Below are 23,961 nucleotides of genomic sequence, written 5' to 3'. Positions count from 1 at the left end.
CCCCTCAGCGTACCGCCGCGTACCGACAGGTCACCCGGGCCTGCTGGGCCGGGGGGCCGGGGCGGACCGGACGACGACGAGGCCCCGGACCGGCCGGTCCGGGGCCTCGTCGCGCGGGCACCGCGGCGTGCGGAGCGGTGCCCGTCGGGGCGGTGTCAGCTGATGCCGAGCACCTGGGCGGTGCGGCCCATGACCTCGTCCGCGAGCTGCGGGTTGTCGTTGAGCTTCACGCCGTAGGAGGGGATGAGCTCCTTGATCCGCGGCTCCCACCCGGACATCCGCGCCGGGAAGGACTTCGCCAGGAGGTTGAGCATGATGGGCACCGCGGTGGACGCGCCGGGGGAGGCTCCCAGCAGGCCGGCGATGGAGCCGTCCGCGGCGGTGATCAGCTCGGTCCCGAACTGGAGCACGCCGCCCTTCTGCTTGTCCCGCTTCATGACCTGCACGCGCTGGCCGGCCTCGATCAGCTCCCACTGCGAGCCGTCGGCGGTCGGGTAGAACTGCTGCAGCGCCTCGACCCGCTGGCCCTTGGACTTGGCCAGCTCGCTCAGCAGGTACTTCACGAGATCCAGGTTGGCCAGGCCCGCGCGGGTCATCGGGTAGAGGTTGTGCGGGCGCACGGACAGGGGCAGGTCCAGGTAGGACCCCTGCTTCAGGAAGTTGGGCTTGAACCCGCCGTAGGGGCCGAACAGCAGCGCGCGCCGTCCGTGCTCGTAGCGGGTGTCCAGGTGCGGGACGGACATGGGCGGGGCGCCCACGGAGGCCTGGCCGTAGACCTTGGCGTTGTGCTGGGCCGCCACGTCCTCGTCGGAGTTGCGCAGCCACAGGCCGGAGACCGGGAACCCGCCGTAGCCCTTGGCCTCCCGGATGCCGGACTTCTGCAGCAGCGGCAGGGCGCCGCCGCCGGCCCCCACGAACACGAACTTCGCGCGCACGAGCCGGTCGCCCTCGGTGTTGAGGCGGTTCTTGACCCTCGCCACCCAGGTGCCGTCGCCCTGCCGGTCGAGGTCCGTGACCTGCTGGCCGTAGCGCACCTCCCCGCCCCGGGCCTGCAGGTGGGCGACCTGCTGCCGGGTCAGCTCGCCGAAGTCGACGTCGGTGCCCTCGGGGGACCAGGAAGCCGCCACGCGACCCGCGCCGCGGCCGTGCATGGTCAGCGGCGCCCACTCCGCGATCTTCTCACGGTCCTCGGTGTACTCCATGCGCTCGAAGAGCTTGTTCGGCTGCAGGGCCTCCCAGCGGCGGCGCAGGTAGTCGCTGTGCGCGTCGCCGAAGACGAGGGACATGTGCGGCACCGGGTTGATGAAGGAGCCGGGCTCGCGCAGCTTGCCCTCCGACACGAGAGAGGCCCAGAACTGGCGGGAGAGCTGGAACTGCTCGTTGATGCCGAGCGACTTCTCCGGGCTCACGGACCCGTCGGCGGCCTGGGGCGCGTAGTTGAGCTCGCAGAGCGCGGAGTGGCCGGTGCCGGCGTTGTTCCAGACGTTGGAGCTCTCCGCGCCCACCTGGTCGAGGCGCTCGAGCATCGTGATGTCCCACTGCGGCTCGAGCTCCTTGAGGAACACGCCGAGGGTGGCGCTCATGATGCCTCCGCCGATCAGGAGGACGTCGGTCGATTCCGTTGTCTGAGGTGATGTCACAGTCGATGCTCCCGTTGAACGCCCGGCGCTGCGCCGGTGAATGGTCGGGATCAGACTATCGCCACGCCCGGACGAACCCCGAATGCGGCCGGGCGCGCGCCGGGGCCGGTGCTCACGGCGCGGCGCCGAGGTCCACCCGGTTGAAGACCTCGTTGCCGGTGGAGCTCAGGGGGAAGGACGTCACGGAGTCCCCGACGGCGACCGCGGAGATCGGGTGGGCCAGCGGGACGGCGGGCAGCAGCCGCGAGACGCGGTTGTTGATCGACACGTACGCGCTCGAGCGGTCCTCGCCGTCGGGCAGCGCCGCCGCGCGGTTGACGGCGCCGAACAGTGACACGGCGTCCGCGCCGAACTCCCCGCGGGGGGCGCCGAACAGGGCGGCCGTGAAGTAGTCCGGGTCGCGGTAGCCGCCGTTGAGGCCGAGCAGGTGCAGGGCGTGGTCGCCCTCCGGGTCCTGGACCTGCTGCACGTAGCCGTCCGACCAGGCCACCGGGACGGGCTCGATCACGAACCCCGCCCGCACGAGCTGGGCCGCGATGTCGGCGTAGATCTTCTCGGGCTCCTGCATGTAGGTGCGGGAGGTGCCGCGGGGATAGTAGAACCGCAGCGGCTCGCCGGCGTAGGAGGACGCCGCCAGCAGCTCGCGCGCCCGCTGCGGGTTGTAGGACGGGACCTGCAGGTCGGTCCCGTCCATCGCGAAGCGGGCGGGCAGGAACTGGTTCGCCACCCGGGTGCCGTCGGGGTAGTGCTCGCGCACGATCGCGCCGCGGTCCACGGCGGCGGCGATCGCCTCCCGCACCTCGGGGTCGTCCAGGGGCTCCACGTCCTGGTTGATGCCGAGGTAGGACACGGAGTACGGGTCGCGCTGGAGGACCTGCACGCCCTCGCGCGCGAGCGGGGCGAAGGAGTCCAGGCCCACCTGGTCGTAGCCGTCCACCTGGCCGAGGCGCAGCGCCACGTAGCGCAGCTCCGGCTCGGCGATCGTGCGGAACTCGAGCCGGCCGATGTCCCCGAGCTCGCCCCAGTAGTCGGGGTTCGCGACCAGCACCACGTTCGTCCCGTCCCCCGACTCGTAGCGGAAGGGGCCGGTGCCCACGGGGTGCGTCTCGTGCGTGCCGGCCGCCAGGGCCGCGGGGGACGCGATCCCGAACGCGGGCTGCGTCAGCGCCCGGAGCAGGGGCGTGTGCGGCGCGGTCAGCGAGAGCTCCACCGTGGACTCCGACGCCGCGGCGCACCCCGCGTAGAGGGAATCGATGCCGGGGGCGCCGGTGCGCAGGACCGTGGCGAAGGGGGTCCGTGCCCCGTCGGCGGCGAGGGTCTCCCAGCGCTCGAAGTTCGCGCACACCGCCGCCGCGTCCAGGGCGGTGCCGTCGTGGAAGCGCACGTCCCGGCGCAGGTCGAAGGTGTAGGTGAGCCCGTCCTCGGAGGTCTCCCACGACCGCGCCAGGGCCGGCACCGCCTCGCCCGTGGAGGGGTCGGCGGAGACGAGCCCCTCGAGCATCTGGGCCCCGATCCGGGACGTCTCCAGGATGTTGACCGTGGCCGGGTCCAGGGTGGGGGCGGCGGCGGCGTTGGCGAACACGAACTCCCCGCTCGGCACGGACCGGGCGGCGGTGGGGGTGCCGGGCCCCTCGCCCGCAGGGGCGCACCCGCCGAGGGCGAGGAGCCCCGCGACGAGCGCGAGCGCGGCCGCGGTGCGGGGGGTTCGCCTGGGCGCCATGGGTCCTTCGCCGCCTCACCGGATCTGTCGTGGGTGTCGTCGTGGGCCGGCCCCGGGGCGTGCCCGGGGACGGCGGGGTGCGCGAGGCGGGACTCGAACCCGCACGCCGGTCAGGGCACAGGAACCTAAATCCTGCGTGTCTGCCAGTTCCACCACTCGCGCCGAAGGGCCCGTCCGGGCCCCCGCCCATCCTAGCCTCAGCCCTCCAGGCCGAGGTCGCGGCGCAGCTTCGCCACGTGGCCCGCGGCGCGCACGTTGTACTGCGCGAGCTCCACCTCGCCCTCGGGCCCGACCACCACGGTGGAGCGCACCAGGCCCTCGTAGGTCTTGCCGTAGTTCTTCTTCTCGCCCCAGGCGCCGTACGCCTCGGCGACCCGGTGGTCCGGGTCGGAGAGCAGCGGGAAGGTGAGGGACTCGGCCTCGGCGAACCGCGCGAGGGCCTCCGGGGAGTCCGGCGAGATGCCGAGCACGGCGAACCCGTCCGCGGCGAAGCGCTCCAGACTGTCGCGGAAGTCGCACGCCTGCGTGGTGCAGCCGGGGGTCGAGGCCTTCGGGTAGAAGTAGACGACCACCCGCCGCCCGCGGTGGTCGGCGAGGGAGACGGTCCCGCCCCGGGCGTCGGGCAGGGAGAAGTCGGGGGCCGGGCTGCCGGGTTCGAGACGTGCTGCCATGGGGATGTTCCTCCGTCGGTTCGGTGGTGCCGTCCGGGCCGGGCCCGGGCGAGGGTCGGGTGCCGCGGGACGGCCCCGGACCACGAACACTACCGGCGCTCGTCCCGGTGGTCCCGGCCGTCCCGGGGGAGCGCTCAGGACCGCCGCGGATCCGCCCGCGGAGAAATGCTCGTCAGTTTGCTTAGCATGGTGCTGTATTCCGTGGTGCAGGTCGGTAGACTGCTTTGCATGCCTTTCACCACTCAATGGCCGACCAACCGACTGCTCTCCACCGCGGCCCGGCTCGTGGAGCACGCGTGGAACGAGCGCCTGGCCACGCTCGGGGTGACCCACGCGGGCGTCATGGCGCTGGACGTGCTGAAGACGGCGGGGAGCATGACGCAGGCCCAGCTGGCGCACCGCGTCCGGGTGCAGGCCCAGACCATGGGCAAGACGCTGCACCGGCTCGAGCTGCACGGCCACGTCAACCGGTCCAAGAACGTCCACGACCGCCGCAGCCACCTCGTGTCGATCACCCCGGAGGGCCTGCGCATTCTCGAGGCCGCCACCCAGCTCGAGGACGAGCTGGTGGACCACGGGCTGCTCACGGACGAGAACCTGCGCCGCACGCTGGCCGACATCATCACCACGCTCGGCGGCGCCCGCTGGAAGCTGCGGGTCCAGCCGGACGGGACCGTCACCGACGCCGGGTCCGCCGACGCGACCACGCCCGAGCAGTCGCGCGACATCGCCGAGGCCGGCACGGCGGGGGACACCGCGTCCTGAGACGGCCGCGGCCCGCGGTCCCGGCACGGACGGGCGCGGGGCGGGTCGGCACGGGGTCGAGGACGACCCCGGCACGAGGGCGCGCGAGGTCGCCGGACGGCGGCCTCCGGCGGGAGCACCCGGGGCACGACGACCCCGGGTTTTTTCGTGCCCGCGGGCCGCCGTGCCCCGGGGACGACAAAGGACCCCACCGCGGTGCTCCGCGGTGGGGTCCTCCTGTGGTGCGCCCCCTCGGACTCGAACCGAGAACCCATTGATTAAGAGTCAATTGCTCTGCCAATTGAGCTAGAGGCGCTGGTGGTGCGGCAAGAACACTAGCACGCTCCCGGCCCGGGGCCGAATCGCGCCGGCCGGCTTCCGCCGGGTCCCGCCTCGCAACGAGAAAGTACTCTACCAGCTCGTCCCGCCTTGTCCATTCCGCCGCCGCCGTCCGGACGGCGGCGGCGTCTAGCATGGCCGTCATGCCCTCCGCACAGACCCCCGCGCCGTCCGCCCCGTCCGTCCCGCTCTCCGAGCTCCGCGTGGTCTCCCTCCCGGAGCAGGAGCTCGTGGACCACCTGAGCGCCCGCGTCCCGGGCTTCCGCTACGTCCTGTGGGACATGGCCGGGGACCCGGTCGGGGCCCGCGCCGATGAGATCGACGTGGCGGTGGCTCCGTACTTCACCGGCCGCTGGGTGGGGGCCCTGCCCGCCGCGACCCGCCTGCGGCTCGTGCAGCTGCAGAGCACCGGCTTCGACGGCGTGCCGGAGGCCATCGGGCCCGACCTCGCCCTCTCGACGGCGGGCTGGGTGCACGCCGCCGGGACCGCCGAGCTGGCCCTGGGGCTGATGATCGCCGCCCAGCGGGAGCTCGACCGCGCCGTCCTGCAGCAGCGCGACGGGATCTGGCGCCGCTTCGAGACCCGGACACTGGCCGACAGCCGCGTCCTGGTGCTGGGCGTGGGCGAGATCGGCTCCGCCGTGGTCGACCGGCTGCTCCCCTTCGAGGTCGAGGTCACGAGGGTGGCCTCCCGGGCCCGGACCGACGAGCGCGGCCCCGTGCACGGCATCGACGAGCTGCCGGCCCTGCTGCCTGACGCCGACGTGCTCGTGGTGGCCCTCCCCGCGAGCCCGGCGACCGACGGCCTCGTCGACGCCCGCGTGCTGTCCCTGCTGCCCGACGACGCCCTGGTGGTCAACGTGGGCCGCGGCCGGGTGGTCGACACCCCCGCGCTGACCGCGGAGGTCGTGTCCGGGCGGCTCCGCTGCGCCCTCGACGTCGTCGAGCCCGAGCCCTTCCCCGGCGACCACCCGCTGTTCCGTGCCCCCGGGGCGATCCTCACCCCGCACACCGGTGGTTCCTGCACGTCCTACAAGCCGCGCGTGCGGCGGCTGCTGCGGACCCAGCTCGAGCGCATCGCCGCGGGGGAGCGGCCCCTGTTCCTGCAGCAGGAGGGGCGGCTGGACGTCCCGGCGGACGCGGAGGAGTGATCCGGACGTGCCGTGTCTCACATCGTGGGACACGGAGTCCGAAGATTGACACGCCCGGCCGGGCGGCAGAGCATGGGAGCATGCAACTCAGCCACGGTGTCGTCCAGCTCACGGTACGCGTCCTCGTCGGACGCGGGGCCTGAGCCGACGACCGGTCGAGCGCACGGGCCCTGTCGCACCTCCCGGTGCCGCGAGGGCCTTTTTTCTTGCCCGGCGCCCACGGCGGAGCGACAGTCGAGCCGGAACAGCAGCACCAGCCCAGAAGGCCAGACCAGAAGGACAGTGACATGAGCAAGGGACAGCCGATCAGCCCAGCGCTGATGGCCACCAAGCGCGCGGAGACCGCCGCTGACCACCGGCCCCCGGGGGCCCCGGAGAAGTCCGTCCCCGCCGTCCCGTCCGTCATGGGCCCGGGCAGCACGGTGGCCCCCACGGAGATGACCGGCTCCCAGGCCGTCATCCGGGCGCTGGAGGAGCTCGGCGTCACCGACGTCTTCGGCCTCCCGGGCGGCGCGATCCTGCCGACCTACGACCCGCTCCTGGACTCGGACCGGATCAACCACATCCTGGTCCGCCACGAGCAGGGCGCCGGCCACGCCGCCGAGGGCTACGCCCTCGCCTCGGGCCGCGTGGGCGTCTGCATCGCGACCTCCGGCCCCGGCGCCACGAACCTCGTCACCGCCCTCGCCGACGCGCACATGGACTCCATCCCCATGGTCGCGATCACCGGGCAGGTCTCGTCCAAGGTGATCGGCTCCGACGCCTTCCAGGAGGCGGACATCGTGGGGATGACGATGCCGGTCACCAAGCACTCCTACCTGGTGACGCACGCCGAGGACATCCCGCGGGTGCTCGCCGAGGCGTTCCACCTGGCCTCGACCGGGCGCCCGGGACCGGTGCTCGTGGACATCGCCAAGGACGCCCAGCAGGACACCATGACGTTCTCCTGGCCGCCCCGGATGGACCTGCCCGGCTACCGGCCCGTGACGCGCGGGCACGCCAAGCAGATCCGGGAGGCCGCCAAGCTCATCGCGGCGGCCCAGCGGCCCGTGCTCTACGTGGGCGGCGGGACGGTGCGCGCCGACGCGGCCGCCGAGCTCATGGAGCTGGCCGAGCTGACCGGCGCCCCCGTGGTGACCACGCTGACCGCCCGGGGCGTGTTCCCGGACTCCCACGAGCAGAACCTGGGGATGCCAGGGATGCACGGCACCGTCCCGGCGGTGTACTCGATGCAGCAGGCCGACCTGCTGGTGACCCTCGGCGCGCGCTTCGACGACCGCGTCACGGGCCACCTGGAGACCTTCGCCCCCACGGCCAAGATCATCCACGCGGACATCGACCCCGCCGAGATCTCCAAGAACCGCACCGCCGACGTCCCGATCGTGGGCGACGTCAAGGAGATCCTGCCGGACCTCGTGACCGCCGTGCGCCAGGAGTTCGAGCGCAGCGGCAGCCCCGACCTCTCCTCGTGGTGGACCGCGCTCAGCAGCCTGCAGGCCACCTACCCGCTGGGCTACCCCAAGCCGGCGGACGGGCTGGGCTCGCCGCAGCACGTCATCGAGCGGATCTCCGCCCTGACCGGCCCGGAGGCCGTCTACGTCTCCGGCGTGGGCCAGCACCAGATGTGGAGCTCCCACTTCGTCCAGTACGAGCGGCCCCGGCAGTGGCTGAACTCGGCCGGACTGGGGACCATGGGCTTCGCCGTGCCCGCCGCGATGGGGGCCAAGGTCTCCCAGCCCGACCGCGTGGTCTGGGCGATCGACGGCGACGGCTGCTTCCAGATGACCAACCAGGAGCTCGCCACCTGCACGATCAACAAGATCCCGATCAAGGTGGCGGTGATCAACAACTCCTCGCTGGGCATGGTGCGCCAGTGGCAGACCCTGTTCTACGACGGCCGGTACTCCAACACCGACCTGAACACGGGCCACGACAGCATCATGGTGCCGGACTTCGTCAAGCTCGCCGACGCCTACGGGTGCGCCGCCCTGCGCTGCACCCGGGACGAGGACGTGGACGACGTCATCCGGCAGGCCCTCGAGATCAACGACCGCCCCGTGGTGATCGACTTCGTGGTCTCCGCCGACGCGATGGTGTGGCCGATGGTGCCCACCGGCGTGTCCAACGACCAGATCCAGATCGCCCGCAACATGACCCCCGACTGGGACGAGGAGGACTGACCCATGAGCCGACACACCCTCTCCGTGCTGGTCGAGGACAAGCCGGGCGTGCTGACCCGGGTGGCCGGACTGTTCGCGCGCCGCGCCTTCAACATCGACTCGCTCGCCGTGGGACCCACGGAGCTCGACGGCGTCTCCCGCATCACCGTGGTGGTGGACGCCGAGGGCGAGCTGCTCGAACAGGTCACCAAGCAGCTGAACAAGCTCATCAACGTGATCAAGATCGTCGAGCTCACCCCCGACTCGTCGGTGCAGCGGGACCACATCATGGTCAAGGTCCGCGCCGACGCCGCGACGCGTCTGCAGGTCACCCAAGCCGCGGACCTGTTCCGGGCCACCGTTGTCGACGTCTCCACCGAGTCGCTCGTCATCGAGGCCACCGGCGCCCCGGAGAAGCTCCGGGCGCTGCTGGACATCCTGGAGCCCTTCGGCGTCCGGGAGATCGTCCGGGCCGGTACGCTGGCCCTCGGACGTGGTCCCAAGTCGATGAGCGACCGCGCCCTGCGCCACTGACGCCCCCGGGCGGCGGTGGACGCGGGCGCCGGCCCACAGACACCCCAACCACCTCGCGGCGGTGCCCCCGCCGCGCCCACCCATGCTTCAAGGAGACAATCCCATGGCAGAGATCTTCTACGACGACGACGCCGACCTCTCGATCATCCAGGACCGCTCCGTGGCCGTCATCGGCTACGGCTCGCAGGGCCACGCCCACGCGCTGAACCTGCGCGACTCCGGCGTGGACGTGCGCATCGGCCTCGCCGAGGGCTCGCGCTCCCGGGCCAAGGCCGAGGCCGAGGGCCTGCGGGTGCTCACCGTCGCGGACGCCGTCAAGGAAGCCGACGTCATCATGATCCTGACGCCGGACCAGGTCCAGCGCCACGTCTACGCCGAGTCGATCGCCCCGAACCTGGAGCAGGGCGACGCCATCTTCTTCGCCCACGGGTTCAACATCCGCTACGGCTACATCGAGGCCCCCGCGGGCGTCGACGTCGTCATGGTCGCCCCGAAGGGCCCGGGCCACACCGTGCGCCGCGAGTTCGAGGCCGGCCGCGCCGTGCCCGCCCTCGTGGCCGTGGAGAAGGACGCCTCCGGCAAGGCCCTCGAGCTGGGCCTGTCCTACGCCAAGGGCATCGGCGGCACCCGCGCGGGCGTCATCAAGACCACCTTCACCGAGGAGACCGAGTCCGACCTCTTCGGCGAGCAGGCGGTCCTGTGCGGCGGCATGTCCCACCTGGTCCAGTACGGCTTCGAGACCCTGACCGAGGCCGGCTACCAGCCGGAGATCGCCTACTTCGAGGTCCTGCACGAGCTCAAGCTCATCGTGGACCTCATGGTCGAGGGCGGCATCGCCAAGCAGCGCTGGTCCATCTCGGACACCGCCGAGTACGGCGACTACGTCTCCGGCCCCCGGGTGATCAGCCCCACGGTCAAGGAGAACATGAAGGCCGTGCTGGCCGACATCCAGGACGGCACCTTCGCCAAGCGCTTCATCGAGGACCAGGACAACGGGGGCGCCGAGTTCAAGAAGCTGCGCGAGAAGGAGGAGTCCCACCCGATCGAGGTCACCGGCCGGGAGCTGCGCAAGCTCTTCGCGTGGACCTCGCCGGACGCCGACTACGTCGAGGGCACCGCGGCCCGCTGATCCGCACCCGCCCCACCGCCGCGACCGGCGCGGGGGCACCGGCCGAGGGGTCGCGTCCGCACGTCATGCGCCGAGCATTCCGTGCGGACGCGGCCCCTCGCCGCGTCCGGCGTCCTACCCTGGGGGCGGAGCCGGTCGCCGCGATCCCGGGGGGTGGTCCGCATGACGGACATCGGAGCACGGGCACAGCAGCCCGGGCCGGGCCTGCGGGGGCGGGTCGCCCGGCACCAGCTGCCGGCCTTCTTCGTCCTGACGTACGCGTGGTCCTGGACGTGCTGGGCGCCCCTGCTGCTCGGGGCGGGCGGCACGCCGCTGCTCCTGCTCGGCGGCCTCGGCCCGTTCGTGGCGGCGTGGGCCGTCACGTGGCTGTCGGGGGAGCCGGTGCGGGACTGGGCCCGGGCGATCGTGCGGTGGCGGGTCCCGGCCCGCTGGTGGGCCTGGGCGCTGGGGCTGCCCGCGCTGCTGTACGCCGTCGTCAACGCCCTGCTCGCGGCGCTGGGCCGGGAGGTCGACTGGTCCCTGGCCCTCGAGCGGGCCCCCGCCTACCTGGCGACCTTCGTCTTCGTGGCGGTGCTCGGGGGCGGCCTGGAGGAACCCGGCTGGCGCGGCTTCGCGCTGCCCCGGCTGCAGGAGCGGCTGGGCCCGCTCCGGGCGACCGCGCTGCTCGGTCTGCTGTGGGGGGTGTGGCACGTCCCGCTCTACGGGCCGCTGGGCTTCGCGGTGCCGTTCGTCCTCGCGTTCCTCTACACGCCGCTGTACAACCGCACGGGCAGCGTGCTGCTGTGCGTGCTGCTGCACGCGAGCTTCACGCCGGCCCAGGACCACCTCGTCCTGCTGGCCGCGGAGCCGGTGCACACCGGGCTGCTGGACACCGTGGACCTCGTCCTGTTCGGCACCTACGCCGGGGCCGCGCTGCTCGTCGTGGCCCTCACCCGCGGGCGGCTGGGCGCGGGGCGCCCCCGGCGGTGAGCCGACCCGGCCGGGCCCCGAGCGCCGGCCGCCCCGGGCGCGCACGGCCCCCGCGGTCGGTAGAGTGGAGGCCGTGACTTCCTCCCACCGCACCCCGTACTACATCACCACGGCCATCGCGTACCCCAACGGCACCCCGCACATCGGGCACGCCTACGAGGTCATCGCGACCGACGTCATGGCCCGGTTCAAGCGGCTGGACGGCTACGACGTCCGCTTCCTGACCGGCACCGACGAGCACGGCCAGAAGATGCAGCAGACCGCGGAGAAGGAGGGCCTCACGGCCCGGGAGCTCGCGGACCGCAACTCGGCGCGCTTCCGCGAGATGGACGACGCCCTGAACATCTCCTACGACCGCTTCATCCGCACCACGGACGCCGACCACTACGCGGCGTCGGCGGCCCTCTGGCGCCGGATGGAGGAGGCCGGGGACATCTACCTCGGCAAGTACGCCGGCTGGTACTCCGTGCGCGACGAGGCGTTCTACGGCGAGGACGAGACCGAGCTCCGCGCGGACGGCGTGCGGTGCTCGACGGGCACCGGCACGGAGGTCACCTGGACCGAGGAGGAGTCCTACTTCTTCCGCCTCTCCGCCTACCAGGACCGGCTGCTGGAGCTCTACGAGCGGGAGGGCTTCGTCCACCCCGAGACCCGGCGCAACGAGATCGCGTCCTTCGTGCGCTCGGGCCTGGAGGACCTCTCCATCTCCCGCACCACCTTCGACTGGGGCGTGCCCGTGCCCGGCAACCCGGACCACGTGATGTACGTGTGGGTGGACGCCCTCACCAACTACCTCACCGGCGTGGGCTTCCCGGACACCGCGTCCGAGACGTTCCAGCGGTACTGGCCCGCCGACGCCCACGTGATCGGCAAGGACATCGCCCGCTTCCACGCCGTGTACTGGCCGGCGTTCCTGATGTCCGCCGGCCTGCCCCTGCCCCGGCGCGTCTTCGCCCACGGCTTCCTGTTCAACCAGGGCGAGAAGATGTCCAAGTCCGTGGGCAACGTCATCGACCCGCACGCCCTCGTGGCCGAGTACGGCCTCGACCCGCTGCGCTTCTTCCTGCTGCGCGAGGTGCCGTTCGGCCAGGACGGCAGCTACTCGCACGACGGGATCAAGAACCGCATCAACTCCGACCTCGCCAACGACCTCGGCAACCTCGCCCAGCGCTCGCTGTCGATGGTCGCCAAGAACTGCGAGGGCCGGGTCCCCGCGCCGGGGGAGCTCACCCCCGAGGACCGGGCCATGCTCGCCGCGGCCGCCGGGCTCTGCGCGCCGGTGCGCGCCGAGTTCGACGAGCAGCAGTTCCACCGGGCGCTCGAGCGGATCTGGCGGGTGGTCGCCGAGGCCAACCGGTACTTCACCGCCATGGAGCCCTGGAAGCTGCGCAAGACCGACGCCGGGCGGATGGCCACCGTGCTCTGGGTGACGCTCGAGGTGGTGCGCACGGTCGGCATCCTGGTCCAGCCGGTGGTGCCGGACGCCGCCGCCCGGCTGCTCGACGTGCTCGGCCAGGCCGAGGGCGACGCCCGCCTGTTCACCGCCCTGGACACGCCCCTCGTGGCGGGCACGGAGCTGCCCCCGCCCGCGCCGGTGTTCCCGCGCTACGAGGAGCCCGCCGCACTCCAGTCCTGAGCGGCGATCGGCTGTCCATCATGTGAGACGTCCGTCCACACCGTGGTCGGACGGGTCGGTCGGCTCCTATCCTGGGGCCATGAGCCAGCCGACGCCCGCAGCCGCCCCCGCCCACCTGAAGATCGCCCTCGTCCCCGGTGACGGCATCGGCCCCGAGGTCGTGGCCGAGGCGGTGAAGGTCCTCGACGCGGTGACCGCCGCGGCCGGCGTCACGGTGGAGAGGACGGAGTTCGGCCTCGGCGCGCAGCACTGGCTGGACACGGGGGAGACCCTCACGGACCGGACGCTGGACGAGCTGCGGACCCACGACGCCATCCTGTTCGGCGCGGTCGGCGCCGCCCCCGGGGACCGGCGGGTCCCGTCCGGGATCATCGAGCGCGACGTGCTGCTGAAGATGCGCTTCAGCCTCGACCACTTCGTCAACCTCCGCCCGTCCAAGCTCTTCCCGGGCACCACCAGCCCGCTCTCCCACCCCGGGGACATCGACTTCGTGGTGGTGCGCGAGGGCACCGAAGGCCCGTACGCCGGCAACGGCGGGGTGCTGCGCGGCGGCACCGACGCCGAGATCGCCACCGAGGTCTCGCTCAACACCGCCTACGGCGTGCGCCGCCTCGTGCGCTACGCCTTCGAGCTCGCCGCCGGGCGGGAGCGCAAGCGGCTGACCCTCGTCCACAAGCACAACGTGCTCGTCAACGCGGGCCGCCTCTACGCGCGCCTCGTCGAGGAGATCGGTGCCGAGTTCCCCGACGTCGCCGTCGACTACCTGCACGTGGACGCGGCCACGATCTTCCTCACGACCGACCCGGCGCGCTTCGACGTCATCGTCACCGACAACCTCTTCGGGGACATCCTCACCGACCTCGCCGGCGCGGTGACGGGCGGCATCGGACTGGCCCCGGCCGGCAACATCAACGCGGACCGCACGGCGCCCTCGATGTTCGAGCCCGTGCACGGCTCCGCACCGGACATCGCCGGGCAGCAGAAGGCGAACCCCGTGGCGGCGATCCTCGCCACCGCCATGATGTTGGAGCACCTCGGCCACTCCGGGCCGGCGGCCCGGATCGAGGCCGCCGTGCAGCAGGACCTCGCGGCCCACGGCAACGAGTCCCGCACCACCGCCCAGGTGGGCGACGGCGTGCTCGCCGCCCTCGCCTGAGCCGATCCGGCCGTGCTCCGGGGATAGGCTGGGGCACGGAACCAACAGCTGAGCCCCGCGTGCCGGTCGCCACGGGGTCGACCTCGCAGGGAGACGCAGTGACCACACAGCCCACCACCTTCGCCCACCACCTCAGCCAGGACCCGGTCCCGGAGGAGGTCCGGGCGGCCATCCTCGCCGAGCCGGGCTTCGGCACGAACTTCACGGACCACATGGTGAAGATCGACTGGTTCGGGGACGTCGAGAAGGGCACGGGCCGCTGGAGCGACCCGCGGGTCGAGCCGTACGGTCCGCTGGTGCTGGACCCCGCCGCGGCCGTGCTGCACTACGGCCAGGAGATCTTCGAGGGGCTCAAGGCCTACCGGCACGCGGACGGCTCCGTGTGGACGTTCCGGGCCGAGGCCAACGCCGCCCGGCTCAACCGGTCGGCCCGCCGGCTGGCGCTGCCGGAGCTGCCCGAGCAGCTGTTCCTGGACTCGCTGCGCGAGCTCGTGTCGGTGGACGAGCAGTGGGTGCCCGACGGGGACGGGGAGTCCCTCTACCTGCGCCCGTTCATGATCGCCACGGAGGCGTTCCTGGGCGTGCGCCCGTCCCGCCAGGTGCTGTACTCCGTGATCGCCTCCCCGGCCGGCAACTACTTCGGCGGCCCGGTGAAGCCCGTGGACATCTGGCTCTCCCGCGACTGGGCCCGCGCCGGCCGCGGCGGCACGGGAGCGGCCAAGTGCGGCGGCAACTACGCCGCCTCCCTGATCGCCCAGATGGAGGGCGACGCCCACGGGTGCCAGCAGGTGATGTTCCTGGACCGAGACCGCGGCGACGCCGTCGAGGAGCTGGGCGGCATGAACGTGTTCTTCGTCTACGACGACGGCCGCCTGGTGACCCCCGAGCTCACCGGCACGATCCTCGAGGGCGTCACCCGCCGCTCGATCATCCAGCTCGCGAAGGACCGCGGGATGACCGTCGAGGAGCGCCGCTTCACCCTCGACGAGTGGCGCGAGGGCTGGCAGGCCGGGACCATCACCGAGGCGTTCGCGTGCGGGACCGCCGCCGTCATCACCCCCATCGGCCGGCTCGTCTCCACCGAGGAGACCATCGGCGACGAGGGCGCCCGGCCCGGCGAGGTCACCATGGACATCCGCCGGCAGCTCCTGGAGATCCAGACGGGCCGCGCGGAGGACCCGCACGGCTGGCTGACCCGCCTGGTCTGAGCCCCGCGCGGCCCCGGTGGCGCCACCGGGGCCGCGCGGCCGCCCGCGGACCGTGGGATAGCCTGGTCCCATGCGAATTGCCAGGTTCACGGTCGACAGCGAGATCCACTTCGGCGCGGTGCAGGGCGCCGCCGGCGAGGAGACGGTCACCGTCCTCGCGGGCGACCCCTTCTACACCGGGATCAATCCCACCCAGCAGCGCCACGACATCGCCGACGTCCGCCTCCTCGCCCCCGTGATCCCGCGCTCCAAGATCGTGTGCGTCGGCCGCAACTACGCCGACCACGCCGCGGAGCTGGGCAACGAGCTGCCCACCTCGCCGATGCTGTTCTTCAAGCCCAACACGTCCGTCGCCGGCCCCGGCGACCCCGTGACCCTGCCCGCGTGGACCGAGCAGGTCTCCTACGAGGCCGAGCTCGCCGTCGTCATCGGACGGATGTGCAAGGACGTCCCCGTGGAGCGCGTGCCCGAGGTGGTCTTCGGCTACACCGCCGCCAACGACCTCACCGGCCGCGACGTGCAGAGGACCGACGGGCAGTGGGCGCGCGCCAAGGGCTTCGACGGGGCCTGCCCGCTCGGGCCCTGGATCGAGACGGACCTCGACACCTCCGCCCTCGCCGTGCGCAGCCGCGTCAACGGCGAGACCAAGCAGGACGGCAACACCCGGGACATGGTCTTCGACGTCCCGTTCCTCGTCTCCTACGTCTCCCAGGCGTTCACGCTCCTGCCCGGCGACGTCATCCTCACGGGCACGCCCGCCGGCGTCGGCATCGTCGACGAGGGCGACCGGATCGAGGTGGAGGTCGAGGGCATCGGCGTCCTGCCGACCGTCCTGCGCCGCTGACCCGCACCGCCGGCCGGCGCCGGTCCGCACCGCCGACCCGTGCGGGCACCGCGGCGCCCCGCACCACCGCACGACCCCGCCCAGACCCCGACCGATCCACGAAAGAGCCATGACCGACACGCCCGCCACCCCGGCCACCGCCTCGACCACCTCCTCGCCCGTGCGCGTGCGCTTCTGCCCGTCCCCGACGGGCACCCCGCACGTGGGACTGATCCGCACCGCGCTGTTCAACTGGGCCCACGCCCGCCACACCGGCGGCACCATGGTCTTCCGCGTCGAGGACACCGACACCCTGCGCGACTCGGAGGAGAGCTACCAGCAGCTGCTCGAGGCGCTCGCGTGGCTGGGGATCGACTGGGACGAGGGCGTCGAGACCGGGGGTCCGCACGCCCCGTACCGGCAGTCGCAGCGCCTGGACGTCTACCGCGACGTGGCCGCCCGGCTCCGGGAGCACGGGGCGGTCTACGAGGCGTACTCCACCCCGGAGGAGGTCGAGGCCCGGCACCGGGCGGCCGGCCGCGACCCCAAGCTCGGCTACGACAACTTCGACCGCGACCTCACCGAGGAGCAGATCGCGGCGTACCGGGCGGAGGGCCGGGAGCCCGTGCTGCGGCTGCGGATGCCGGACGAGGACATCGTGGTCCACGACATGATCCGCGGCGAGATCGTCTTCCGGGCCGGCTCCATCCCGGACTACGTGGTGGTGCGCGCCAACGGCCAGCCGCTGTACACGCTGACCAACCCCGTGGACGACGCCCTCATGGAGATCACCCACGTGCTGCGCGGCGAGGACCTGCTCTCCTCGACACCGCGCCAGATCGCGCTGTTCCGCGTCCTGGTCGAGATCGGCTTCGCGAAGTACGTGCCCGAGTACGGCCACCTGCCCTACGTCATGGGCGAGGGCAACAAGAAGCTGTCCAAGCGCGACCCCGAGTCCAGCCTCTTCCACCTCAGGGACAGCGGCTTCGTCCCCGAGGGCCTGCTCAACTACCTGGCCCTGCTGGGCTGGTCCCTGTCCGCGGACGAGGACGTCTTCACCGTGGAGCAGCTCGTGGAGCACTTCGACGTCCACGACGTCCTGGCGAACCCCGCNGGCTTCGTCCCCGAGGGCCTGCTCAACTACCTGGCCCTGCTGGGCTGGTCCCTGTCCGCGGACGAGGACGTCTTCACCGTGGAGCAGCTCGTGGAGCACTTCGACGTCCACGACGTCCTGGCGAACCCCGCGCGCTTCGACCTCAAGAAGGCCACCGCGATCAACGGCACCCACGTCCGCAGGCTCGCCCCCGAGGACTTCCGCGACCGGCTCGTCCCCTACCTGCAGGCCGGCGGCGTGCTGGGGGACACCCTGGACGAGCGCCAGCGGGACATCCTCGACCGGGCCGCCCCGCTGGTCCAGGAGCGGATGAACCTGCTCGGCGAGGCCCCCGAGCTGCTGTCCTTCCTCTTCGCCGCCGACGACGAGATCGAGGTCGCCGACGACGCCCGCAAGCAGCTCAAGGACTCCGCCGGCGACGTCCTGCGGGCCGCGCTCGCCGCCCTGGAGCCGCTCGAGGACTGGAGCGCCGCCGCCCTCGAGACCGCGCTCCGCGAAGCCATCGTGGACGGGCTGGGCATCAAGCCGCGACTGGCCTTCGGCCCCGTCCGCACCGCCGTCTCGGGCCGGCGGATCTCGCCGCCCCTGTTCGAGTCCCTCGAGATCCTCGGCAAGGACTCCTCCCTGACCCGCCTGCGCGCCCTCGCCGCCCAGCTCGGCTGAGCGCCCTCCCCGCCGACGACGACGGTCCGGCCCGCCCTCCGCGGAGGGCGGGCCGGACCGTCGTCGTGGACGTCATCTGCACACACCCGGGCGCTCCGGCGTAGCCTGGGACACGGGGGCGATCAGCATGGACCGGACGGACGACCAGATCGAGGCGATGCGCGCGGGACGCCCGCAGCACCGCAATCCCGTGCAGCGCGACACCATCACGTGGTTGCGCACCGGCGCGGAGACCGGGGGCGAGCACGCCCTGCTGCACGTCGAGGTGGAGGCCGGGGGAGAGGTGCTCGCCCACTACCACCGCCGGTTCGGGATGCGCGTTCGGGTCCTCGAGGGCGTGCTGCGGGTCCAGGTCGGCCACGTCGTGCGGGACCTCGGGGCGGGCGGCGAGGCCGAGGTGCCCCCGGAGCACCTGTTCCGCTGGAAGAACCCGAGTGGGTCGCCGGCCCGCTTCGTGGTCGAGGTGCGGCCCGCCCACGAGGGCTTCGAGAAGGGCCTGGTGGCCCTGTACGGACTCGCCCGGGACGGGCGCACCCGCCGGGACGGCCGCCCGCGGAGCCTGCTCCGCACGGCGCTGCTCATCGAGTGGACCGACATCAACCTCCCGGGGCTCTACCGCTGGCTGGGGCCGGTCGTCCGGGCGCTGGCGGGCATCGCCCGCCGCCGGGGGATCGACGCGGAGCTCGAGGACCGCTACTGCCGTTGAGCCCGATTTGCCGCCCCGCCGGAAGGCCGGTATAGTTCTTTTGCGTTGCGCCGGTCGCCGCGGGAAACCGCCGGACCGGGGACGACAGTGGGATATGGTGTAATTGGCAACACTACGGTTTCTGGTACCGTCATTCTAGGTTCGAGTCCTGGTATCCCAGCGCTGCTCCATCGGATCAGTACGGCCCCATCGTATAGCGGCCTAGTACGCCGCCCTCTCACGGCGGTAACGCGGGTTCGAATCCCGCTGGGGTCACCACCGCAGAACACCCCCGGACCACACGGTCCGGGGGTGTTCTCGTGTCCGGGGTGCGCTGCGCTGCCGGAACAGGGCCGGCGTCCGGAACAGGGCCCGGGACCTGGTACAGTGTACGAGGCCGGTCGCGGGAAACCGCGGACCGGATCGGTGCGGCCCCATCGTATAGCGGCCTAGTACGCCGCCCTCTCACGGCGGTAACGCGGGTTCGAATCCCGCTGGGGTCACCACGGAAGACGTCCCCCGGACCACACGGTCCGGGGGACGTCGTCGTTCCAGCCCAGCGCCCGGGGAGTGCCGGCAGGGGAGGCCGCGCCGAACTCGGCGCCGAGCACTAAGCACCCTTACGTTGTGGTGGTCGGACTGCTACCGTGGCAGGACCGTCGCCGCCGACGTCCGGATCGGCGGCCATGAGCCGAGGAGCAGACGTGAACGACATCTCCCAGCACGACGACCTCCCGTTGCCCGACTACGACCACCTCCCCGTGGGCGTGCTCGGCTCGAAGATCTCGGGCCTCGACGAGCGCGGGGTGCAGCAGCTGCTGGACTACGAACGGGCGCATGCCGACCGGCTGCCCGTGGTGCAGGTCCTGGAGCGACGGATCGAGGCGCTGCGCCAGGGGGCCGAGCCCAGCGGCGCGGTGCCCGAGGCCGCGCCGGAGGTGTCCGGGACCAGCGGCGGTTCGCCCGTCTCGCCGGAGACCTCCGGGCCTCCGATCAACCCACCGTCCCAGGGCACGCCCTTCAACCCGGCCCAGCCCCGCTGACCCTGCGCGGGTCCGGCACGGGCTGAGCGCACGGCGGGGGAGAGGAGCGCACCGTGAACGAGAGCTACGACGTGGTCGTCGTCGGTGGGGGGCCCGCGGGCCTCGCCGGGGCGCTGTGCCTGGCCCGCGCCCGGCGCACGGTCCTCGTGGTGGACGCCGGGGCCCCGCGCAACGACCCCGCGGAGCACGTGCACAACTACCTCGGCCGCGACGGCGACGCCCCGGGCGCGCTGCTCGCGGACGGGCGTGCCGAGGTCACCGGCTACGGAGCGGACGTCGTCGACGGCACAGTGGTCTCCGCCCGTCCCGCCGGGGACGACGGCCACGGCGTCCGGTTCCTGCTGGCGCTCGAGGACGGCCGGTCGGTGCGGGCGCGCCGCGTGCTGATCACCACCGGACTGACCGACGAGCTGCCGGACGTCCCGGGCGTGGCGCAGCGGTGGGGCCGCGACGTCGTCCACTGCCCCTACTGCCACGGCTGGGAGTGGCGGGACGAGCCGCTGGCGGTGCTGGGCACCGGCCCCCTGGGCGTGCAGCAGGCGCAGCTGTTCCGGCAGTGGAGCCACGACATCACCTTCGTGCAGCACACCGCCCCGGCGCCGGACGACGAGGAGCGCGAGCACCTGGCGGCCCTCGGCATCGCGTGCGTGGCGGGCGAGGTGCGGCGCGTGGAGGTGTCGGAGGACCGGATCACCGGTCTCCGGCTGGTCGCCGGCGAGCTCGTGCCGTGCCGGGCCGTGGTCGTGGTGCCGCGCTTCACGGTCCGCTCCGCCCTCATCGACTCCCTCGGCCTGCGCACGGCCCAGGTGGAGGAGAAGGGCCATGCCGTCGGCACGTACGTGCCCTCGGCGCCCACGGGCGGCACGGACGTGCCGGGGGTCTACGTGGCGGGCAACGTCACGGACCTCCACGCCCAGGTCCTCGCCGCGGCGGCGGCCGGGCTCACGACCGCCACGGCCGTCAACGCCGACCTGCAGGCCGAGGACCTCGGCCGGGCGCTCGCCGAACGCGACCGCGCCTGACGTCACGGGTCCGGCCGGCCGGGGGCGGATCCACGAGGAGCAGGAGCGGACGCGCGCGACCTGCCGCGCCCTCGCCGGCCGGGCCGTCGTCCGCCGCCGTCACCGACACGCCGGACGCGGCCGGCCCCGCCGGCCCGGGCACTGCCCGGGCCGGCGGGGCCGGGCACCGGATCAGGCCAGCGAGGCGTCCAGGGTGATGTCCACGGACAGGGCCTGGGAGACCGGGCAGCCGGCCTTGGCCTCCTCGGCGATGCGCGCGAAGTCCTCCGCGGAGATGTTCTCCACCTGCGCCACCACGGTCAGCTCGACCCCCTTGATGCCCTCGCCCGCCACGAAGGTCACCTCGGCCGAGGAGTCCAGCCGGGTGGGCGGGGTCTCGTTCTGGGCGAGCATGTTGGAGAACGCCATGGCGTAGCAGGTGGCGTGCGCGGAGGCCAGGAGCTCCTCGGGGCTCGTCTTGGCGCCGGCGCCGCTCTCCGCGCGGGTGTCCCAGTCCACGTCGAAGGGGCCCAGGCCCGAGCCGGTCAGGCTGGTGGTGCCCGAGCCGTTGAAGAGATCGCCGGTCCAGACGGTGCTGGCCTTGCTGATGACGGGTTTCGGCATGGTTCCTCCTGAGGTCCACGGCAGGCGGGCGCTCCGCCTGCCGGCGCCGGGCGGCGCTGCTGTCACGCTAACGGATCCGTGCGGCCCGCGAGCGGCCGGGGCCGTGTTTCAGCCGTCGGCGCGTGTCCGGCCGGCGGAGGCACGTGCTACCCCAGGGGCCTCCTGGGGGTCTCCGGGCCGCGGGGCGTCCCCCGATCCGCGACAGCACGGGAGGTCGCGTGCGCGGCCGCGGACACGAGCCGTTCCAGCGGACCCCGTCCGAAGGCGTGCCGCCAGGCGAGCGCCACGAGCGCCGAGACGAGGAGGCAGGCGGCGAACCAGAGCAGCGGGCTGCTGTAGTGGACCTCGGTGGCCAGCAGGACCAGCTGTCCCGTGTACAGGGACAGGGTCATGGCCCCCATGGCCGTGAGCGGCAGCAGCCACTTGCCGAACTCGCGGCCGGCGAGCAGGAAGGCGCCGAGCACGGCCGTGCTCACGCCGAGGCTCCAGGCCACCGAGAGGAGCGTGTTGGTGTGCGGGGCGGAGAGCGCCTGCCACCACAGCGAGGACGTCGGCAGGGGCCCGTCGGCGCCGAAGACGACGAGGTGGTCCAGGTCCGCCCGGGTGAGGGAGACGATGCTGTAGAGCAGGACGTTGTAGCCGTCCATGCCGTAGAGGAGCACCCAGGAGACGAGCTTGGCGAGGGCCGCGAGGCCGAGTCCCGCGGCCAGGAGGCGGCTCTGCAGACGCAGGCTCTTGAGGTTGAGGCGGCCGAGGGCCAGCCCGGCGAGCAGGTACGCCATGTACGTCACGGCCGGGTACGTGCCGGTCAGCGTCAGCTGCCAGAAGAGCGCGACCGGTTCGGTGACGAGGTGGGCGAACGTCGGGTTGGCGGCGCTGTGCTCGGGCACCACGTCGCCCAGCCAGTGGATCAGGAGGGGCCCGAGGAGCAGGAACGCGCCCGAGCACAGGAGCAGGGTCCGTGCCCGCAGCCCCAGGAAGGGCAGCGCGAGCAGGAAGAAGAGCCCGTAGTGGACCAGGATGCCGACGGCCGGCGGGTCCGCCGGCATCAGGTACCCGACGGTCAGCCCGATCACCATGATCAGCAGCGCGCGCACCGCGATCCCCGCGCGGGCGGCGGTCAGGTCCCGGCCCCTGCGGGGTCTGCGCGCTCCGGTGGAGAAGGCGAGGCCGACCCCGGCGAGCAGCGCGAACAGCGCCGCGGAGTCCCCGGCGAACAGCAGCCAGGACAGCGTCGGCCGGTCGTTGTCGGGATAGGACTGCGGCAGGAAGTGGACCGCCGTCAGCCCGACGAGAGCCAGTCCCCGGGCGGCGTCCACGGCGACCAGACGCCCGGCCGACCGGCGGGGGTCGAGCCCGCCGGTGGCCTCCGCGGCCCGATCTCTCGTGGGGTGGTCGTTCATGGGTCCCGCCGTCCTGTTCCTCATCCCCGGCCCCACGGTGGGTCGCGCTCAGGATGTCGTGTGCACTGCCGCCAATCTTCGCATCCGGGCCGTCGGTCGCGGCAACGTTGCGCCGGAAGGCTCAGGAGGCCTCGCGCAGCGCCGGCCCCGGCCGCGGCGTGGAGGGCCTGCTGGTTCGCGCGGGTCAGGGGACCGGTCACGCTGACCCGGACGAACCGGCCGTCGGGGTCCACCTCGACGAGGACGGAGAGCTTGCGGTGCACGGGGTCGGCTCCTTCACGGGGCGGCGACCCTCCCACGGGGCGCGGTCCGCGCCCCTCAGGGGCCGCTCCGGCCGTCCTCGCCCCGGTCCGCGGAGGCGGCCCGGGACGGCCGCAGGGGTTGGAGCGCCGCGAGCTCGGCGGGGGTCGCGGTCCGGAACGGCGGGGCCTCCGGGCACTGCGGCGCCCGCCGCCCCTGCCCGCGGGTGGCGCGCAGGCTCGTGCCGACCGACACGACCAGGACGGCCGTGATCACCGCGAGGGAGACTCCCGTGGGGATGTCGACCACGTCGACCTTGAGCGCCATCTTCACCCCCACCCACACCAGGACCAGGGCCAGCCCGGCGCGCAGGTGCACGAAACGGTGCATCAGGTCCGCCAGCAGGAAGTACATGGCCCGCAGCCCCAGCACGGCGAAGGCGTTGGCGGTGAAGACGATGTAGACCTCGTCGGTGACCGCGAAGACGGCCGGGATCGAGTCGACGGCGAAGACCACGTCGGTGGCCTCGATCAGCACCAGCACCGCCAGCAGCGGCGTGGCCCGCAGCGTCCCGCCGACGCGCACCACGAGCCGCTGCCCGTAGAACACCTCGGTCATCGGCACGCAGCGGCGGAAGACCCGCAGCACCGCCGACCGGTCCGGGTCAAGACGCGCCTCCCGCTGCCGGAGCATCCGCCACCCGGTGCAGAGCAGGAACGCGGCGAAGAGGTAGAGCACTCCCTCGAAGGCGTGGATCAGCGCCGCGCCCGCGGCGATGAAGGCGCCGCGCAGCACCAGCGCCCCGAAGACGCCCAGGAACAACACCTGGTGCTGGTAGGCGCGGGGGACGGCGAAGTACGTGAGCAGGACCGCCCAGACGAACACGTTGTCCACGGAGAGCGACTTCTCGATCAGGTACCCGGCGAAGTACTGCTGGCCGGCCTGCGACCCGAAGACGGCCCAGACCACCACCCCGAAGCCCGTTCCGCAGGCCACCCACACCGCCGTCCACACCGCGGCCTCGCGCAGCCCGATCGCGTGCGGGCGCCGGTGGGCGAGCAGGTCCACGGCCAGCAGGACCACGATGCCGCCGATCACCGCGGCCCACCCCCAGAACGGGACGTCCATCGCCACCAGCCACCCTCCGGTTCCCGACCGGAGGTCTCTCCCGGCCCGTTCCGGGCCCGCGCGCCGGATCCTGCGGGGGACCGTCGTGACGACGCTGCGCGGGGGGATACTCCCCTCCTGGCCCCTCCAGCGAACCCCGCCCCGCCCTCCGCGTCAAGAGGCGTGGCGAGCTCCCGCAGCG

At 72.9% G+C, this 23,961-nt stretch carries 20 protein-coding genes and 5 tRNA genes; 17 read left to right on the top strand and 8 right to left on the bottom strand.

All coding sequences use genetic code 11. The features are described from left to right. Positions 1-155: 155 nt before the first annotated feature. The 4 genes from H488_RS26740 to bcp all read right to left on the bottom strand — a co-directional run bounded on the left by H488_RS26740 (position 156) and on the right by bcp (position 4,031). Positions 156-1,640 carry a malate:quinone oxidoreductase gene (locus H488_RS26740; RefSeq protein WP_031282915.1) on the bottom strand — a complete coding sequence of 495 codons (1,485 nt, stop codon included), beginning with the start codon at positions 1,638-1,640 and terminating at the stop codon, positions 156-158. A gap of 112 nt (positions 1,641-1,752) precedes the next feature. Further along, a complete protein-coding gene (locus H488_RS26735; protein WP_017833223.1) occupies positions 1,753-3,360 on the bottom strand; it encodes an ABC transporter substrate-binding protein in 1,608 nt (535 codons plus the stop codon). A gap of 78 nt (positions 3,361-3,438) precedes the next feature. Continuing rightward, positions 3,439-3,522: transfer RNA gene (locus H488_RS26730), tRNA-Leu, on the bottom strand. A gap of 35 nt (positions 3,523-3,557) precedes the next feature. Continuing rightward, on the bottom strand, positions 3,558-4,031 hold the full coding sequence (bcp, locus tag H488_RS26725; RefSeq protein ID WP_017833222.1) for a thioredoxin-dependent thiol peroxidase: 474 nt from the start codon (positions 4,029-4,031) through the stop codon (positions 3,558-3,560). Between the two features lie 228 nt (positions 4,032-4,259). Between bcp and H488_RS26720 the strand changes: the two genes are divergently transcribed. Further along, positions 4,260-4,796 carry a MarR family winged helix-turn-helix transcriptional regulator gene (locus H488_RS26720; protein ID WP_017833221.1) on the top strand — a complete coding sequence of 179 codons (537 nt, stop codon included), beginning with the start codon at positions 4,260-4,262 and terminating at the stop codon, positions 4,794-4,796. 219 nt (positions 4,797-5,015) lie between these two features. Here H488_RS26720 and H488_RS26715 read toward each other — a convergent pair. Then, positions 5,016-5,091: transfer RNA gene (locus H488_RS26715), tRNA-Lys, on the bottom strand. 157 nt (positions 5,092-5,248) lie between these two features. On the opposite strand from H488_RS26715, the gene H488_RS26710 reads away from it, so the two are divergent. The 16 genes from H488_RS26710 to H488_RS26635 all read left to right on the top strand — a co-directional run bounded on the left by H488_RS26710 (position 5,249) and on the right by H488_RS26635 (position 20,406). Next, positions 5,249-6,265 (top strand): NAD(P)-dependent oxidoreductase, encoded by a 1,017-nt coding sequence (locus H488_RS26710; RefSeq protein ID WP_017833220.1) that lies wholly within the window; start codon positions 5,249-5,251, stop codon positions 6,263-6,265. Positions 6,266-6,552: 287 nt separating this feature from the next. Beyond that, on the top strand, positions 6,553-8,445 hold the full coding sequence (locus tag H488_RS26705; protein WP_017833219.1) for an acetolactate synthase large subunit: 1,893 nt from the start codon (positions 6,553-6,555) through the stop codon (positions 8,443-8,445). A gap of 3 nt (positions 8,446-8,448) precedes the next feature. Further along, a complete protein-coding gene (gene ilvN, locus H488_RS26700; RefSeq protein WP_017833218.1) occupies positions 8,449-8,958 on the top strand; it encodes an acetolactate synthase small subunit in 510 nt (169 codons plus the stop codon). Between the two features lie 103 nt (positions 8,959-9,061). Then, entirely contained in the window at positions 9,062-10,087 is a 1,026-nt protein-coding gene (gene ilvC / locus H488_RS26695; protein WP_017833217.1) for a ketol-acid reductoisomerase, read from the top strand. A gap of 162 nt (positions 10,088-10,249) precedes the next feature. Continuing rightward, positions 10,250-11,056: a CPBP family intramembrane glutamic endopeptidase gene (locus tag H488_RS26690; RefSeq protein WP_017833216.1), complete on the top strand. Its 807-nt coding sequence runs from the start codon at positions 10,250-10,252 to the stop codon at positions 11,054-11,056. 73 nt (positions 11,057-11,129) lie between these two features. Beyond that, positions 11,130-12,692 carry a methionine--tRNA ligase gene (metG, locus tag H488_RS26685; protein ID WP_017833215.1) on the top strand — a complete coding sequence of 521 codons (1,563 nt, stop codon included), beginning with the start codon at positions 11,130-11,132 and terminating at the stop codon, positions 12,690-12,692. A 79-nt stretch (positions 12,693-12,771) separates the two neighbouring features. Beyond that, entirely contained in the window at positions 12,772-13,848 is a 1,077-nt protein-coding gene (locus H488_RS26680) for a 3-isopropylmalate dehydrogenase (protein WP_017833214.1), read from the top strand. Between the two features lie 98 nt (positions 13,849-13,946). Beyond that, positions 13,947-15,056, top strand: a complete 1,110-nt coding sequence (locus tag H488_RS26675; RefSeq protein ID WP_017833213.1) for a branched-chain amino acid aminotransferase — start codon at positions 13,947-13,949, stop codon at positions 15,054-15,056. A gap of 70 nt (positions 15,057-15,126) precedes the next feature. Then, entirely contained in the window at positions 15,127-15,900 is a 774-nt protein-coding gene (locus H488_RS26670) for a fumarylacetoacetate hydrolase family protein (protein WP_017833212.1), read from the top strand. Between the two features lie 109 nt (positions 15,901-16,009). Further along, complete coding sequence (gene gltX, locus H488_RS37915) at positions 16,010-17,656, top strand: glutamate--tRNA ligase (protein WP_017833211.1); 1,647 nt, start codon at positions 16,010-16,012, stop codon at positions 17,654-17,656. A 127-nt stretch (positions 17,657-17,783) separates the two neighbouring features. Continuing rightward, positions 17,784-18,362: a cupin domain-containing protein gene (locus tag H488_RS37430; protein WP_017833210.1), complete on the top strand. Its 579-nt coding sequence runs from the start codon at positions 17,784-17,786 to the stop codon at positions 18,360-18,362. 88 nt (positions 18,363-18,450) lie between these two features. Beyond that, a tRNA-Gln gene (locus H488_RS26655) sits at positions 18,451-18,522 on the top strand. Between the two features lie 22 nt (positions 18,523-18,544). After that, positions 18,545-18,620: transfer RNA gene (locus H488_RS26650), tRNA-Glu, on the top strand. 151 nt (positions 18,621-18,771) lie between these two features. Next, positions 18,772-18,847: transfer RNA gene (locus H488_RS26645), tRNA-Glu, on the top strand. Positions 18,848-19,045: 198 nt separating this feature from the next. Further along, positions 19,046-19,384 carry a hypothetical protein gene (locus tag H488_RS26640; protein WP_017833209.1) on the top strand — a complete coding sequence of 113 codons (339 nt, stop codon included), beginning with the start codon at positions 19,046-19,048 and terminating at the stop codon, positions 19,382-19,384. Positions 19,385-19,437: 53 nt separating this feature from the next. Then, positions 19,438-20,406, top strand: coding sequence for an NAD(P)/FAD-dependent oxidoreductase (locus tag H488_RS26635; RefSeq protein ID WP_017833208.1), 969 nt, complete (start codon positions 19,438-19,440; stop codon positions 20,404-20,406). Positions 20,407-20,577: 171 nt separating this feature from the next. Here the strand turns inward: H488_RS26635 and H488_RS26630 are convergent, their stop codons facing one another. From H488_RS26630 to H488_RS26620, 3 genes are all read right to left on the bottom strand, one after another. Next, the gene (locus H488_RS26630) at positions 20,578-21,009 is read right to left on the bottom strand and encodes an OsmC family peroxiredoxin (RefSeq protein ID WP_017833207.1); all 432 of its coding nucleotides are present in this window, start codon (positions 21,007-21,009) and stop codon (positions 20,578-20,580) included. A 146-nt stretch (positions 21,010-21,155) separates the two neighbouring features. After that, entirely contained in the window at positions 21,156-22,412 is a 1,257-nt protein-coding gene (locus H488_RS26625) for a heparan-alpha-glucosaminide N-acetyltransferase domain-containing protein (RefSeq protein ID WP_017833206.1), read from the bottom strand. A gap of 318 nt (positions 22,413-22,730) precedes the next feature. Beyond that, positions 22,731-23,780: a TerC family protein gene (locus H488_RS26620; protein WP_043738896.1), complete on the bottom strand. Its 1,050-nt coding sequence runs from the start codon at positions 23,778-23,780 to the stop codon at positions 22,731-22,733. Positions 23,781-23,961 lie beyond the last annotated feature (181 nt).

The sequence above is a fragment of the Kocuria sp. UCD-OTCP genome, assembly GCF_000349605.1.
GTDB classification, from domain to species: Bacteria; Actinomycetota; Actinomycetes; order Actinomycetales; family Micrococcaceae; genus Kocuria; species Kocuria rosea.
This window is presented reverse-complemented; position numbering and strand designations above follow the sequence as displayed.